Genomic DNA, 14,554 nt, shown 5'->3' on the forward strand with positions numbered 1-14,554 from the left:
AGACTCCTGATAACGGTACGGAAGGAGGTGTGTCACCCGTCGTCTGTGGCGGGCTGGCTGTCGGGTCCGGGCGATCGGGTGGCCAGGCGGATCGGGCGGGTCCCGAGGTAAGCTAAGCGGAGGCAGGCCTCCGGGATTCCGGAGGGGTGCCTCCACTAAGCTAGCGGAGGGTTGCCTCCGGTTGCAACCGAAACGGGGTGACGCACGTCATGACCAGCGCGGGGCAGGCGCCCGAGGTATTCGCGCAACGCCCGAAGCGAGCGGACGCACGGCGTAACTACGACGCTCTGGTCGCCGCTGCGCGCGACGCGTTCGCCGAGAACGGCGCTGCCGCCTCCCTGGAGGACGTGGCCCGGCGGGCCGGTGTGGGCATCGGCACGCTCTACCGCAACTTTCCCAGCCGGCGCCACCTCTTCGAGGCCGTGTACGTCGAGGAGGTCCGGGCGCTGAGCCGCTCTGCGGAGGACCTGGCCGAGCTGCCACCGTGGGACGCGCTCGTCGCCTGGTTGCACCGGTTCGTCGCGTACGTCGCCACCAAGCGGGCCCTCGCCGAGCAGTTGCTGCACGACTCGGAGATCTTCCGGAGCTGCCGGGCGGAGATCTACTCCGCCGGCGAGCCGCTGATGCGTCGTGCCCAGGTCGCCGGCGTGGTCCGTGACGACGTCGGCTTCGACGACGTGGTGCGACTGATCAGCGGCCTCACCATGGCCCAGTTCCCGTCGCCCGAGCAGCGCGACCGGGTGCTCGGCGTGGCCCTGGACGGGCTGCGCGCGCCCACCCGCTGACCCGGCGTCACCGGTCGACCAGCAGCAGCCACTCGTCGTCGAGCTGTTCGACCACCGCGCCCGTCGGCCAGACGTGCTGGGGGCCGACCGCTGCCCGGGCCTGGTCGACCAGCGGCTGCCGGCCGAACTGCGCGCCGTCAAAGCTGGCGGAGCCGTGAAACCGGGCCCGGCCGAAGTTCGCGGCGTTGGTGAACCGGGTCTGCTCGAACAGCGCCTCGCTGCCGAACATCGTCCAGCGGAACAGGGCCATGTCCTCGAACCGCGCGGAGCGGAAATTGGCCGGCCCGCCGAAATCGGTGTGCTCCATCGACAGACCGCCGAAGAACTCGGCCTGCTGGAACGTGGCGCTGTCCTCGAATCGGGTGGCGTCGAAGCTGGTCGACTGGTCGAACGTCGACCGGCGAAATGACGTCGGGCCGGCGAACCTGGACCGCCGGCAGGACAGGCCGCGGACAAGTTCGGCCCCCGCGAAGGTCGCCACACCGGCGACGTGGGCGTCATCCAGCACGATCTCCGCGTCGGCCGCGAGGTCCTCGAAGGTCACGTCGTCGAAGGACGCCGCCCCGAGGGCGAGGCGCCCCCGCGCAGTCGCATCGGCGAAGCTGGTCGCGCCTGTGAACACCGTTCCGGTGAAGTCCGCGTTCGTGAGCGTGCAGCCGCTGGCGTCGAAGTCGACCAGCCGGGCGCCGGACAGATCCAGCACGACCTTCGGCCAGTACGTGGCGTCGTCGTCCGCGCGCAGGTGGCGGGTCAGCACACGCTGCGCGGTGCGCCGGACCTCCGTCTCGCGCGGCTCGTCGTCGGGCGCCGGCATCCGCAGGTACGCGCACAGCACCGCCGCGATCGTCGGGCGCTGCCCCGGATTGTCCTGACCGAGGCGCTCCAGGGCGTGCAGGCCGCCGAGGCGTACCGCCGCGCTGTCGTTGCCGAGCAGGTCGACGGCCCGGGTGTAGAGCTCGGTCAGCCGGCGTTCGGCGGCGTCGTGCTCGGCGGCCGTGGACTGCCGGTCCTGCTGGCGTTGCGCGGCCTCGGCCACCGACTCGGCGTGCGCCTGCACCCGGTCGCGGTGGGCCTGGTCCCGGGCGGCGACGCTCTCCTGGTGCCGCTGCGCGCGTTCGGTGATCCACTGGCGGCGGGCGGCCAGGAGCAGGGCGAGCCCACCACCGGTGCCGGCGACCACGGTCAGGCCGGTGCGGATCGCGTCGATGCGCAGCGTGGCGCGGGTGTCCGGCTGGCTGGCCCGGTCGGCCTCGGTGAGCAGCAGGTCCAGCACCAGCCAGCCCAGGGCGGCGGCGAGCAGCAGACCGACCAGGACCAGCCACCAGGGCATCACCCGTAGCTGGCGCTCGGCGGGTTCGTCGGCGGCCACGGCCACAGCATGTCACTCACCGACCCGACCCGGGTGCGGGCGTCGGGTCACCGGTCCGATGTGGAGCGCTGCGATTTGCCGGTTTGCGCCCTCGCCGGGACAACGGGTTACCGGCGCGTAACAAGTCATTGACGTTTCTGAATTGTTGCGGGCATGATCGTCGCACGGTCGACCGGACACCCCACCCACCTGCCCGGTACGCCGGGTGCCTCCCCCCGGAGGTGCAGCCATGCTGCTCCGAAAGACCGCCCTCGTCGTGGCCCTCGTCGCCGCCGCCCTGTTCGCGTCCGGCGGCACGGCGACCGCAGCCGCCCCTGCCGATCCCACCCCGGCTCCCGTCACTCCCGAGGCCTTCGCCGCCGCCGCCGCGGCCAATCCGGTGATCGTGGTCGGAGGGCTCAGCGGCGTCGCCGTCGCGTACGAGCCGATGGCCGCCCGGCTGCGCGCCGACGGCTACCGCACCTTCATCTACCAGTTGCCCGGGCTGGGCCTCGGCGACATCCCCACCTCCGCCCGCGCGTTCGCCACGTACATCGACCAGGTGCGCGCCAGCACCGGAGCGGCGACCGTGGACGTCGTGGCCCACTCCGAAGGCGGCCTGGTCAGCCGCTACTACCTCAAGCGGCTCGGCGGCACCGCCGCCATCGGTCGCTACGTCAGCCTGGGCACCCCGCAGTACGGCACCTACGTCGCCAACATCGTGGCGTTCCTCGGCCTGGGCAGCTGCGCCGGCATCGTGGCCTGCCAGCAGATGACCATCGGCTCGGCGTTCCTCGCCGACCTCAACGCCGGCGACGACACCCCCGGCGCGGTGCGTTACACCACCATCCGAACCCTCCAGGACGAGCTGGTCCGGCCGACCGGGAACGCCGTCGTCAACGACGGTGCGACCAACGTGCTGATCCAGACGTACTGCCCGCTGCGAGTGGTGGGACACCTCGGCCTGGTGCTCGACGGCACGGCGTACACCATCGTGCGCGGCGCCCTGGTCGACGGCCCGGTACGACCCAACTGCCTCGCGCTCTGACCCGGTCCGTGGGGGTGGTCCCGGCGGGGCCACCCCCACCGGCGCGCGACGGTGAGTGTCGGGTGGGCGACGGTGCGGCGAAACGGGATGGCAGACATCAGGTGTCCTCGATAGCCTGCCTCGGCCGTCCAAACACGACAGTAGACGCGACCTTTCCCCGAGGAGCAGCGCGCATGACCGAGCCGCATCCCGTGCCGCCGGAGGGCACTCCGCCGACCGTGCCGCAGCTCGACGTCCGGGCCGCCGAGCCGCCGGCGGCCCACACGCCGCCGTCCACCGAGGGGTTCGCCGACCGGCCGCCGGGCTATCCCAGCGCGCTGGTCTGGCTGCGCGCCGGGATCCTGCGGGACTGGCGCGGTGTGCTCGGCGCCTTCTTCGCCACCTGGTTCTACCTGCCGGTCGCGCTGCTCCTGGCGTTCTGGGGCGGTCTCATCCTCGCGGTCACCGGGCTCTTCGCCGGCGGGTTGGGCACCGATGACCAGCTACCCCAGGTGCTGCGCGACGCGCCGCTGATCGGCCCCCTGCTGGAGGCGTTCCTGACCCGCTCCGGCGGCGTCCTCGGCGGCGTGGTCGGCTTCGTCGCCGGGTTCCTGGGCGGCTTCCTCGCCGTGCTGGTGGTGCCCTGGCTGGGCGCCGACGCCGGGCCGCTCACGGTGGCCACCGGTCTGGTCGGCACGGTCGTCGCGGCGGCGCTGATCGGGGTGCTCTACACGCTCTACCGGGTGTTGCTGGAACCGCGCCTGCTCGTGGTCTCCGGCGCCCGTCAGCCCAGCCGCCGCGAGAACGCGCGGCTGCGCCCGGTGCTGGACGAGTGCGCCCGACGGCTCGGCCTGCCCACCGTGCCGCGGCTGCTGATGGAGGACGACCCGGTCCTGAGCAACGCCCGCACGTACGCCCGGCACGTGGTGGTCACCACCGCCGTGCTGACCGAACCGGACGACGAGATCGCCGCCCTGTTCAGCCACGAGCTGGTGCACTGGCGCACCGGGGACGAGATCACCAGCGCCTTCGTCCGTGGTGTCGGTCTGCCGCTGACCCTCGCGCACGCCCTGCCGGCCTGGTTGATGCGGACCTTCCCGCACCCGGGCACCAACTTCGTGGTCTTCCTGTTCTTCTGGCCGGTGCTGCTCACCATGCGGTACGTGGTGCTGCCGCTGCACGCCCGTGACGTCCGGGCGGCGGAGTACCGGGCCGACCTCGGCGCCGTGCTCACCGGGCACGTCGACGGGATGCGGCGCGTGCTGGAGCGGCGGCTGTCCTTCGAGACCGGCCGCAGCGGCTGGGACGAGGCGGTCTGCGCCACCCACCCGCCGCACGAACTGCGACTCGACGCGCTGGAGAGGGCGTCGGTGGCCGGTGCGTCCGTCGAGGCGGGCGAGCCCGCCGTCACCGCCGAGCGGCTGTTCGGCCACGCGGGCCCGGTCGGCACCCGCCGCACCTGGCTGCTGGTCGGTGCCCTGGCGCTGGCCGCGTGCGCCGGCACCGGCGGGCTCGGCGTGGTGCAGTGGGCGTTCTTCCGCCCCCAGTCGGCGGTCGACGGATACTTCTCCGCGCTCGCCGACCGCGACAGCGACGCCGCGCTCGGCTTCCTGACCGGTCAGAGCGACGTCACCGGCCAGAGTGGCGTCACCGACCAGAGCGGCGTCACCGACCGCAAGCTGCTCGCCCGACTGCTGCGCGGCGAGGGTTACCAACCACCGACCGACGTGAAGATCAGCTCAGTGGACCGCGACGGTGACACCGCCACCGCCACGGTGGCCTACCGGCTGGCCGGCGCGGCGCAGACCTCCACGGTGAAGCTGCGTCGTGACGACGAGGCGACCGCCGGGTTCTTCCACGGCTGGCGGGTCGACGGTGGGCTGGCCGTGCTCAACACACCGATCGCCGGCCCCGGAGTGCGGCTCAACGGGGTGGAGCTGCCCGGCGCCGCCGAGGGCCCCGCGCTGATGCTGCTGCCCGGCACCTACACGGCGACCGGCCCGTCCAGCGCGCTCAGTGAGACGCCCGCCGAGACGGTGGTGGTCGGCCCCGCGCAGAACGCGGCGACCCTGCAACTGGCTCCGGTGCTCAAGCCCACGGCCGTCGAGGCCGTCGAGGCCCGGGTGCGCGCCTGGTTGGACGAGTGCGTCAAGCAGGCGGTCGCCGCGCCACCCGGCTGCCCGTTCCGCTACCCCAGCGGCTCCACCCAGAAGGTCACCTGGAAGATGCTGGAATACCCGAAAGTCGCCGTCGAACTGACCGGCCCGGCCAGCGCCCAGGTCGCCACGCCGTACGAGACGCAGGGCAGGGTGCAGGTCAGCGGCACCAACACCTACTTCGGCAGTGACTCACCGTTCACGGAGGAGGACACGTTCACCGTCGCGGGTGTGGCCACCGCCGACGGGGACGCCGTCGCCTTCCGCCCCACCACCAACTGACCGGAGAAAGAGACCGTGACCGACAGCTTCGCCGCGGCCCGGCTGCCCGTGCGGCTGACCATCAACCCCCGGCAGCGGCAGGCCCCGACGATCGATCTGCTGGCCTGGATCCACCGCCAGCCGGAATACCGGCCGGTGGTCCGCCAGGCCGGCGGGGGCAGGGGCCGGCCGGGCTTCAGCGACGCGGTGATCATCGCGGTGCTGGCCCAGGGGCTGCTCCCGGGTCTGTTCAACCTGTTGCAGTCCTGGGTCGACCAGCAGCGCACCGAGGCCAGCATCCGGATCCAGACCGGAGACACCGAGGTGGAGCTACAGGTGAGCGGACGCACCGACTCGGCCCGTCTGCTGGCCCAGGCGACCGAGGCCCTGCGGGCCGCTCGTGAGCCCGGCGCGGACGCCGCCCTCAAGCCCGCTCCGGGCGCCGCCCGTGAGCCCGGCGCGGACGTTGCCCTCAAGCCCGGTCCGGACGCCGTCGACTGACACCGACGGCGTCCGCACCGGTGGATCAGCTCGCCTTGGCGAGCGCCTCGAACTCGTCGTCGGTGAGCCGCACGTCGGCCGCGCCCACGTTCTCCTCCAGGTGCGCCACCGAGGACGTACCGGGGATCGGCAGCATCACCGGCGAGCGGCGCAGCAGCCAGGCCAGCGCGAGCTGCGCGGGCGACGCGCCGTGCGCGGTGGAGATGGCGTCCAGCGGGCCGCCCGGGCGGGCCAGCTCACCGGTGGCGATCGGGAACCACGGGATGAACGCGAGGTCGTTGCGCTCGCAGTACTCCAGCACGTCCTCGGCGCTGCGGTTGGCGAGGTTGTACAGGTTCTGCACCGACGCGATCGTGGTGATCTCCCGGGACTCCTCGATCTGCGCGACGCTTACCTCGGACAGACCGATGTGCTGGATCTTGCCCTCCTCGCGCAGCAGCGCCAGCTCACCCAACTGGTCCGCGAGCGGCACCTTCGGGTCGATCCGGTGCAGCTGGTACAGCGGGATGCTGTCCAGGCCGAGGTGCCGCAGGCTCAGCTCACACTGCTGGCGCAGGTACTCCGGGCGGCCCAGCGCCCGCCAGTCACCCGGTCCGGAGCGGCTCAGCCCGGCCTTGGTCGCGATGACCAGGTCATCGGCGTACGGGTGCAGGGCCTCCCGGATCAGCAACTCCGAGACGAACGGGCCGTACGAGTCGGCGGTGTCGATGAACGTCACGCCCAGCTCGATCGCGCGGCGCAGCACCCGGACCGCCTCCGCGGGGTCCTTCGGGTCTCCCCAGACACCCGGGCCGGTGAGCTGCATCGCCCCGTAGCCGAGCCGGTTGACGGTGACGTCGCCACCGATGCGGTACGTGCCGGACGCCTTCGCGGGCTGCTCACTGATGTTGGTCGCCATTGGTCGATCCCCAATCGTCGTGTCGTGGGGGCGCGGAAAGGCCCACCCACCACCTCATAGATCATCCCCCGCTGGTGGGCGGGTATTCCGCTCGTCGGCCGACTGTGTGCGTGGACACGGGCAGTCGCGCGAAAAGCCGCCTCGGGCAGTCGCGCGAAAAGCCGCCGCGGGCAGTTGCCTGGAAGCGGCCGGTACGACCGGGGCGTCCGTGCGACGCTGGCCGGAGCCGGTGCCTTCCGGCGTGACGGCAGAGGGAGCACCCATGGCGGGAGTGCCGCAGGTCAACTTCGCGCTCGACACGTACGAGTGCATCGTGATCTATCCCGGCGCGGCCGGACGGGCCCTGCCCACCGAGACCGTGCAGCGGTTGCAGGCCGAGCACGCCGAGCACATGCAGGCGCTACAGCGGCGCGGCATCATCCTGGTCGCCGGTTCGGTGGACGGGCCGGCCCGCGAGCCGGAGCCACCGATCGGCTTCGGCCTGGCCCGCACCGGCAGCGTCGACGACGTCCGCAGCGTGTTGGAGGCCGACCCGGCGGTGCAGGCCGGGCTCTACCGGGTGGACGTGCTGACCTTCCTCTGCCCGGCCGGATCACTGGAGTTTCCGCTGGTCAAGACCGAAAGCTGACTGGCCGGTCAATCGGTGGCTGTCGTGATGACGACGGCGCTCGGCAGCACGTCGGTGTTACGGTCGCGCCCAGCGAGGGCCGCCACCGGGGCGCACCCGGAAGCCTTGGGTCGGCCCCGGTCGAGGAGTCGCCATGATCTCCGCCGCCACCCCCGATGTCGCGACGGCCACCGCCCGGCTGCGCGCCCTGCTCGGCGACCGGCTGCACGAGCCGGGCGATCCGGCGTACGCCACCACCACGACGCTCTGGAACGGGGCGGTGAAGCGTACGCCCGTCCTGGTGGCCCACTGCCAGGACGCCGACGAGGTGGCCGACGCCGCCCGCGTCGCCGCCCAGTGCCACCTGCCCCTGTCGGTCCGCTCCGGAGGGCACGACTGGGCCGGCCGGGCGCTGCGCGACGGTGGCCTGGTGCTCGACCTGACCGGACTTCGCGCCGTCCGGGTCGACCCGGACGAGGAGACGGTGACCGTCGGCGGCGGCGTCACTGCTCACGAGCTGCTCGCCGCCACCCGTCCGTACGACCTGGTGGTGCCCACCGGCACGGTCGGCGACGTGGGCATGGCCGGGCTCAGCCTCGCCGGCGGGTACGGCCCGTTGTGTGGCCGGTTCGGGCTGACCCTGGACAACCTGCTCGGCGCCGAGGTGGTCCTCGCCGACGGCCGTCGGGTCACCGCCGACCCCCGGCACGACGCCGAGCTGTACTGGGCGCTGCGCGGCGGCGGTGGGAACGTCGGCGTGGTCACCGAGCTGCGTTTCCGCGCGCACCGGCTGCCCGGCGTGCTGGCCGGCATGATCATGTTCGCGCTGGCCGAGGCGCCGGCCGTGCTGCGCGGCTACGGCGCGCTCGTCGCCGAGGCCCCGGACGAGCTGACCGTGATGACCGGTTTCCTGCCCGGCCCGGCCGGCGAGCCGGTGATCTTCGTCTGCCCGTTCTACAGCGGCCCGGACCTGGACGCCGGGCTGCCGTGGATGGACCGGCTGCGCGCACTGGGCACCCCGCTGGTCGACCAGATCGCCCCGATGCCGTACGCGGACGCGCTGCGGATGTTCGACGGCGGGATGGTCGACGGCAACCACTACCTGCTGCGTACCCGCTGGCTGCCCGCGCTCACCGACAGCGCGGTGGACGTGCTCGCCGACGCGGCCCGGCAGGTCAGCTCCCCGTTCTCCGCGCTGGCCGTGCACCACTTCCACGGCGCGGCAACCCGGGTCCGGCTCGCCGACACGGCGTTCGGCCTGCGGACCGACCACCTGCTCACCGAGATCATCGCCGTCTGGGCGCCCGGCGAGGAGGCCCGGCCACACCGGGAGTGGGCCGAGCGCACCTCGGCGGCCCTCGCGCCGCACGCCCTGCCCGGCGGTTACCCCAACCTGCTCGCCCCGGAGGAGACCGACCGGGTCCGGCTCGCCTACGGCGCGAACTGGCCGCGGCTACGCCGGGCCAAGCACCGCTACGACCCGCGTGAGCTGCTCACCGCCGTGCCCACCCTGCCCCGGTCGCAGCGCTGATGACGGGCCGCCGCCGGGAGCACCCCGACACCGCACGCCACCGGAGGCGTACGATTCCCGGCGCGCGGTCGCTGATGCCCGTCGCCACAACGTTCCCGGTGCGGTTCCGCCCGCCGGCCCGACGCGCACCGCGCGTCGTTGGACACATGTTCCACTGCCTGCAATGGGTCGGCCCCGAGTCCGACCTGAAGGAGAGACTAGCCTGATGGGCGTGACACGCCGTGTGAAGATCGTCTGCACTCTTGGTCCCGCCACCTCGTCCCCGGAGCGCATCCGGGGTCTCGTCGAGGCCGGTATGAACGTGGCGAGGCTCAACTTCAGCCACGGCAGCCACGCCGACCACGAGGCGGTCTATCGACTGGTCCGGGAGGCGTCCGAGGCGGCAGGTAAGCCGGTGGCCGTCCTCGCCGACCTCCAGGGCCCCAAGATCCGGCTCGGCAAGTTCGCTGACGGCCCGCACGAGTGGCGCACCGGCGACTCGGTCGTGATCACCGGTGACGACATCGTCGGCACCAAGGAGCGGGTCTCCTGCACCTACACCAAGCTGCCGCACGAGGTGAAGCCCGGCGACCGGCTGCTGATCGACGACGGTCGGGTCGCCGTCGAGGTCACCGACGTCACCGGCAACGACATCCGCTGCCTGGTCACCGAGGGCGGCCCGGTCTCCAACAACAAGGGCGTCTCGCTGCCCAACGTGGCGGTCAGCGTGCCCGCCATGTCGGAGAAGGACGCCGAGGACCTGCGCTTCTCCCTGAGCCTCGGTGTCGACCTGGTCGCGCTGTCCTTCGTCCGCTCGGCCGAGGACATCAAGCTCGTGCACGGCATCATGGCCGAGGAGGGCGTGTTCCGCCCGGTCCTGGCCAAGGTCGAGAAGCCGGAGGCGGTGGAGCACCTGGAGGCCATCGTGCTGGCCTTCGACGGTGTCATGGTCGCCCGCGGTGACCTCGGCGTCGAGATGCCACTGGACCAGGTGCCCCTGGTGCAGAAGCGCGCCGTGCAGCTGTGCCGGGAGAACGCCAAGCCCGTCATCGTGGCCACCCAGATGCTCGACTCCATGATCGAGAATTCCCGCCCCACCCGGGCGGAGGCCTCCGACGTCGCCAACGCGGTGCTCGACGGTGCCGACGCGGTGATGCTCTCCGGCGAGACCAGCGTCGGCAAGTACCCGGTGCTGACCGTCAGCACCATGGCCAAGATCGTGACGACCACCGAGTCCGGCTCGATCGGCGTGCCCCGGTTGCAGCACGACCCGCGTACCCACGGTGGCGCGCTCACCGTCGCCGCCTCGTCGATCGCCCGGGCCATCAACGCCAAGGCGCTCGTCGCCTTCTCGCAGACCGGCGACACCGTCCGACGGCTGTCCCGCCTGCACTGCGACCTGCCGCTGCTGGCCTTCACGCCGGTCCCCGAGGTGCGCGACCAGCTCGCCCTCACCTGGGGCGTGGAGACCTTCCTGATGCCGTTCGTGCAGCACACTGATGACATGTTCCGTCAGGTCGACCAGGCGCTGCTGGGCCTCAACCGGGCCAACCCGGGTGACTACGTGGTGATCGTGGCCGGCAGCCCGCCCGGCACCCCCGGCTCGACCAACACGCTACGCGTCCACCAGCTCGGCTCGCTGGTCGACGCGGCGTCGGCGCGGGCGCTGCAGTGAGCGACGGTCGGGTCGCGGTCGGCCAGGCCGCTGTGGACCAGCTCCTGGAAGTGCTGGACCTCGACCCGACCGGGGAGATGACCTTCCGGGGGATGAGCCCCCCGGTCGGCCCACAACGGGTGTACGGCGGCCAGGTCGCAGGTCAGGCCCTGGTCGCCGCCGGCCGCACGGTCGACCCGGAGCGCTTCGTGCACTCGCTGCACGGATACTTCGTCCGCCCCGGCGACCCGGTCGAGCCCATCGAGTACCAGGTGGAGAACATCCGCGACGGCCGGTCCTTCTCGGTTCGTCGCGCGGTGGCCCTCCAGCACGACAAGCCGATCTTCTTCATGTCGGCGTCGTTCCAGCGGGCCGAGGAGGGCTTGGACCACCAGGTCACCGCCCCACTGGACGTACCCCTGCCGCAGGACGTGCCGACGATGGCCGACCGGCTCTCCCGCTACCCGGAGCGGCTGGGCATGTGGGGGCAGATCCCACGTCCGATCGACGTGCGCTACGTGGGCGAGCCCGGCTGGGTCCGTCCCGGTGACCGGCCCGCCGACCCGCACCAGCGGGTCTGGATGCGCATCGACGGCAAACTGCCGGACGATCCGCTGCTGCACGCCTGCGCGCTCACCTACGCCTCGGACCTCACCCTGCTCGACTCGGTGCTCTCCGCGCACGGCGAGGTGTGGGGGCCGGGCGGGTTGGTCGGCGCCAGCCTGGACCACGCGCTGTGGTTCCACCGGCCGTTCCGTGCCGACGAGTGGTTCCTCTACGACTGTCTGAGCCCGTCGGCGTCCGGCGCGCGTGGGCTTGCCACCGGCCGGATGTTCACCACGGACGGCCAACAGATCGCCAGCGCCGTCCAGGAGGGCCTGCTGCGCCGCGTCGGCGCCTGACGCCGTCTGCGTCATCCCCGCCGGGCATCTGGCGGGGATGACGCCGGTCAGGCCTGGTAGATGGCCTCGCCGGCGATCTCGATCTGCACCGTCTTGCCGACCAGCACTCCGCCGCTCTCCAGGACGACATTCCAGAGCAGGCCGTAGTCCTCACGGTTGATCTCGGCCGTCGCGCTGAATCCGAAGATGTTCTGCCCGTACGGATCACGACGGGCGCCACCGAAATTCACCTCCAGGTCGACAGCCCGGGTGACACCCTTCGCCGTCAACTCACCGGTGAGGACGAATCGTCCGGGCGTGCTCTCCGACTGCGGCGGAACAATGTGACTCCGGCCTCGTCCGCCCAGTCTGTGGTTGCGCAGACGGGCCCATTGGAATATGGGGTCCTCAGTGCCCTGCCATTTTATTCCGGTGCTTCGATATTCGAGGGTGGGATAACGCTCCACGTCGAGGAAGTCGGCACTCTTCAGATGCGTGTCCCGGTCGGCACTCCCGGTCGTGATGCTGGCCGACATGATGGTGGCCGTCACCGAGGAGAGCAGCGGATCCTCCGCCACGAAGATCTGCGCCGTGGCCTCGGCGAACTCGCCGCGCACCGGGCTCACCATCATGTGCCGGGACAGAAAACCGATCCGCTTGTGCGCCTGATCGAGAAGATAGGTGCCGGCGACCGGGATGGTCATGCCATCCCAGGTGCGTGTGGCGACATCGGTCATCGTATTGCCTTCCCCCCGAGCACACCCGGGTGTTTATCAATATCTTGTCGGCGGCCACGTAAACGGCCAGACATTCGTACTCCCGCCCAGCATAAGGACGCTCCAGAACAGCATTTCGGCCCCCACCGTCCGGTGGATCATGACGCGCTTCGCGGCTCCGCGACGGTGGCTGCGACGGGCGGGTTTCCATCGATGCGTACCCGATCGGCCGAGGGTCGCCCGCCCAGCCGGCTGACCAGCGACTAACCTTGCCGGCATGCGCCTATCCGCCCGGGTCGACTATGCCCTCCGCGCGGCCGCCGAGCTTGCCGCGACGGCCAGTGGCCCCGGGCGCGGCCGGCCGGTCACGGCCGACCAGATCGCCCGTGCCCAGGAGATCCCGCCGAAATTCCTGGAGAGCATCCTGCTCCAGCTGCGTCGCGGCGGCATCGTGCACGCCCAGCGTGGCCCGGAGGGCGGTTACTGGCTGGCCCGCCCCGCCGAGGAGATCTCCCTCGCCGAGGTGATCCGGGTGATCGACGGGCCACTCGCCCACGTACGCGGGCAGCGCCCCGAGCAGCTCGGCTACCACGGCCCGGCGCGGGCACTCCAGGAGGTCTGGATCGCGCTGCGGGCCAGCGAGCGGGAGATCCTGGAGCTGGTCAGCGTCGCCGACGTGGCCGCGGGCACCCTTCCCGCACGGGTCACCGAGTTGGTCGCCGACCCGCGCGCCTGGATCTGAGCGCCGGCCCGCTGGTTTGCCCGCGCCACCCGCGGTGCTGTCCACCGCGGCGTGGTGTCCACCGCGCGGTGCTGTCCAACGCGGCGGTGCTGTCTGCCGTGTGGTGCTGTCCAACGCGGCGTTGCTGTCTGCCGTGGGGTGCTGTCCACCGCGCGGTGCTGTCTGCCGTGGCGTGCGCCGCCTGGTGGCGTCCCATCCACCGATCGGGGGCTTGACCCTGGCAGCCCCGTGCCGCATTGTCGACCAAGTCGATAGGAGATACCGAAAAGTCAGGGGGCGCTCGTGCGCAAGCTGCTGGTCCTTGCTCTGGTCGGGCTCGTCGCGCAGTTGATCGACGGCTCGCTCGGCATGGCGTACGGGTTGACCTCGTCCACCCTGCTGCTGGTCGCGGGGGTCGCCCCGGCCGCCGCCTCGGCCTCGGTGCACCTGGCCGAGATCGGCACCACCCTCGCCGCCGGGGTCGCGCACTGGCGGTTCGGCAACGTCGACTGGCGGGTGGTGACCCGCATCGCCCTACCCGGCGCGATCGGCGCCTTCGCCGGCGCCACCCTGCTCAGCTCGATCTCCACCGAGGCAGCCGCGCCGTGGATGGCCGGCATCCTGTTCACTCTCGGCGCGTACCTGCTGGTCCGCTTCGCCCGACCGCTGCGCACGGATCGGGTGGGCGGGCGGCTCCGCAGTCGCTTCCTCGGCCCCCTCGGCCTGGTCGCCGGCTTCGTCGACGCGACCGGTGGCGGCGGGTGGGGTCCGGTGGCCACCCCGGCACTGCTGGTCTCCGGCCGCATGGAACCCCGCAAGGTGATCGGCTCGGTGGACACCTCCGAGTTCGTCGTGGCCGGCGCCGCCAGCGTCGGCTTCCTGATCGGGCTGGGCACCGAAGGGTTCCTGCTGCCCACCGTCGCGGCGCTGCTGATCGGCGGGCTCATCGCCGCCCCGCTGGCCGCCTGGCTGGTGCGTATCGTCCCCGCCCAACTGCTCGGCGCCGCCGTCGGGGGCGTCATCGTGCTGACCAACGCCCGCACCCTGCTCCGCTCCGCCGAGCTGGACGGCCCGGTCCGCCCCATCACGTACGCCCTGTTGGCCGCCGGCTGGGTGGCCGCCCTGGTGCTGGCCGTGCGTGCTCTGCGCCGTACCCGACGGGCCCGCGCCGAAGCAGCGACCGCCGAGGCCGTCACTGTTGCTCCCGGCGCCCACGCTGTTGCTCCCGGCGCCCACGCTGCTGATCCGGTCACTCCGGCCGTGGCGGTCCCGAGCGAGTTGGCCGCAACGGGTACGCCCAGCCCACGCTGAGCCGCGCGCCGCACCCGCCCGCCGGCTTGATCGACGGCCAGCCCGTCGGGTGAGCGGGGCCGAGGCGCGGGTAGGCCGGTCAACGTCGTCACTTCCCGGGTTGAGTCGTCAAGATCGTGCTCGATCCAGGATGTAGGTGCCTCGGCCCAGGTGGATGCCCCTACATCCAGGATCGAGC

Annotated in this window: 13 protein-coding genes; 10 read left to right on the top strand and 3 right to left on the bottom strand. The window is 72.1% G+C overall.

The genetic code is table 11. The annotated features are described in order from the left end of the window. The first annotated feature begins 209 nt into the window (after nucleotides 1-209). Nucleotides 210-785: a TetR/AcrR family transcriptional regulator gene (locus LADH09A_RS20150; RefSeq protein WP_238647032.1), complete on the top strand. Its 576-nt coding sequence runs from the start codon at nucleotides 210-212 to the stop codon at nucleotides 783-785. 7 nt (nucleotides 786-792) lie between these two features. Here LADH09A_RS20150 and LADH09A_RS31970 read toward each other — a convergent pair whose 3' ends face one another. Continuing rightward, nucleotides 793-2,154 (bottom strand): pentapeptide repeat-containing protein, encoded by a 1,362-nt coding sequence (locus LADH09A_RS31970; RefSeq protein WP_238647033.1) that lies wholly within the window; start codon nucleotides 2,152-2,154, stop codon nucleotides 793-795. Between the two features lie 229 nt (nucleotides 2,155-2,383). Here LADH09A_RS31970 and LADH09A_RS20160 point away from each other — a divergent pair, with 229 nt between their 5' ends. The 3 genes from LADH09A_RS20160 (at nucleotide 2,384) to LADH09A_RS20170 (ending at nucleotide 6,078) form a co-directional block, all read left to right on the top strand. Beyond that, nucleotides 2,384-3,181 carry an esterase/lipase family protein gene (locus LADH09A_RS20160; RefSeq protein WP_238647034.1) on the top strand — a complete coding sequence of 266 codons (798 nt, stop codon included), beginning with the start codon at nucleotides 2,384-2,386 and terminating at the stop codon, nucleotides 3,179-3,181. 173 nt (nucleotides 3,182-3,354) lie between these two features. Further along, nucleotides 3,355-5,598, top strand: a complete 2,244-nt coding sequence (locus tag LADH09A_RS20165) for a M48 family metalloprotease (protein WP_238647035.1) — start codon at nucleotides 3,355-3,357, stop codon at nucleotides 5,596-5,598. 15 nt (nucleotides 5,599-5,613) lie between these two features. Continuing rightward, nucleotides 5,614-6,078, top strand: a complete 465-nt coding sequence (locus LADH09A_RS20170) for an effector-associated constant component EACC1 (protein WP_238647036.1) — start codon at nucleotides 5,614-5,616, stop codon at nucleotides 6,076-6,078. Between the two features lie 25 nt (nucleotides 6,079-6,103). Here the strand turns inward: LADH09A_RS20170 and LADH09A_RS20175 are convergent, their stop codons facing one another. Next, the gene (locus tag LADH09A_RS20175; RefSeq protein WP_238647037.1) at nucleotides 6,104-6,976 is read right to left on the bottom strand and encodes an aldo/keto reductase; all 873 of its coding nucleotides are present in this window, start codon (nucleotides 6,974-6,976) and stop codon (nucleotides 6,104-6,106) included. Between the two features lie 262 nt (nucleotides 6,977-7,238). On the opposite strand from LADH09A_RS20175, the gene LADH09A_RS20180 reads away from it, so the two are divergent. From LADH09A_RS20180 to LADH09A_RS20195, 4 genes are all read left to right on the top strand, one after another. Beyond that, a complete protein-coding gene (locus LADH09A_RS20180; protein WP_238647038.1) occupies nucleotides 7,239-7,604 on the top strand; it encodes a YciI family protein in 366 nt (121 codons plus the stop codon). Nucleotides 7,605-7,737: 133 nt separating this feature from the next. Beyond that, the gene (locus LADH09A_RS20185) at nucleotides 7,738-9,114 is read left to right on the top strand and encodes an FAD-binding oxidoreductase (RefSeq protein WP_238647039.1); all 1,377 of its coding nucleotides are present in this window, start codon (nucleotides 7,738-7,740) and stop codon (nucleotides 9,112-9,114) included. A gap of 205 nt (nucleotides 9,115-9,319) precedes the next feature. Then, complete coding sequence (gene pyk / locus LADH09A_RS20190; RefSeq protein ID WP_238647040.1) at nucleotides 9,320-10,768, top strand: pyruvate kinase; 1,449 nt, start codon at nucleotides 9,320-9,322, stop codon at nucleotides 10,766-10,768. Continuing rightward, nucleotides 10,765-11,649, top strand: coding sequence for an acyl-CoA thioesterase (locus tag LADH09A_RS20195; RefSeq protein WP_238647041.1), 885 nt, complete (start codon nucleotides 10,765-10,767; stop codon nucleotides 11,647-11,649). Before pyk ends, LADH09A_RS20195 begins: the two co-directional genes overlap by 4 nt. 47 nt (nucleotides 11,650-11,696) lie before the next feature. Here the strand turns inward: LADH09A_RS20195 and LADH09A_RS20200 are convergent, their stop codons facing one another. Then, entirely contained in the window at nucleotides 11,697-12,365 is a 669-nt protein-coding gene (locus LADH09A_RS20200) for a YceI family protein (protein ID WP_238647042.1), read from the bottom strand. 256 nt (nucleotides 12,366-12,621) lie between these two features. Here LADH09A_RS20200 and LADH09A_RS20205 point away from each other — a divergent pair, with 256 nt between their 5' ends. Both LADH09A_RS20205 and LADH09A_RS20210 read left to right on the top strand, forming a co-directional pair. After that, on the top strand, nucleotides 12,622-13,086 hold the full coding sequence (locus tag LADH09A_RS20205) for an RrF2 family transcriptional regulator (protein ID WP_238647043.1): 465 nt from the start codon (nucleotides 12,622-12,624) through the stop codon (nucleotides 13,084-13,086). A 282-nt stretch (nucleotides 13,087-13,368) separates the two neighbouring features. Then, a complete protein-coding gene (locus LADH09A_RS20210; protein ID WP_238647044.1) occupies nucleotides 13,369-14,376 on the top strand; it encodes a sulfite exporter TauE/SafE family protein in 1,008 nt (335 codons plus the stop codon). Nucleotides 14,377-14,554 lie beyond the last annotated feature (178 nt).

Origin of the sequence: Micromonospora cabrerizensis, assembly GCF_022230955.1 — a bacterium.
Lineage (GTDB): Bacteria > Actinomycetota > Actinomycetes > Mycobacteriales > Micromonosporaceae > Micromonospora > Micromonospora cabrerizensis.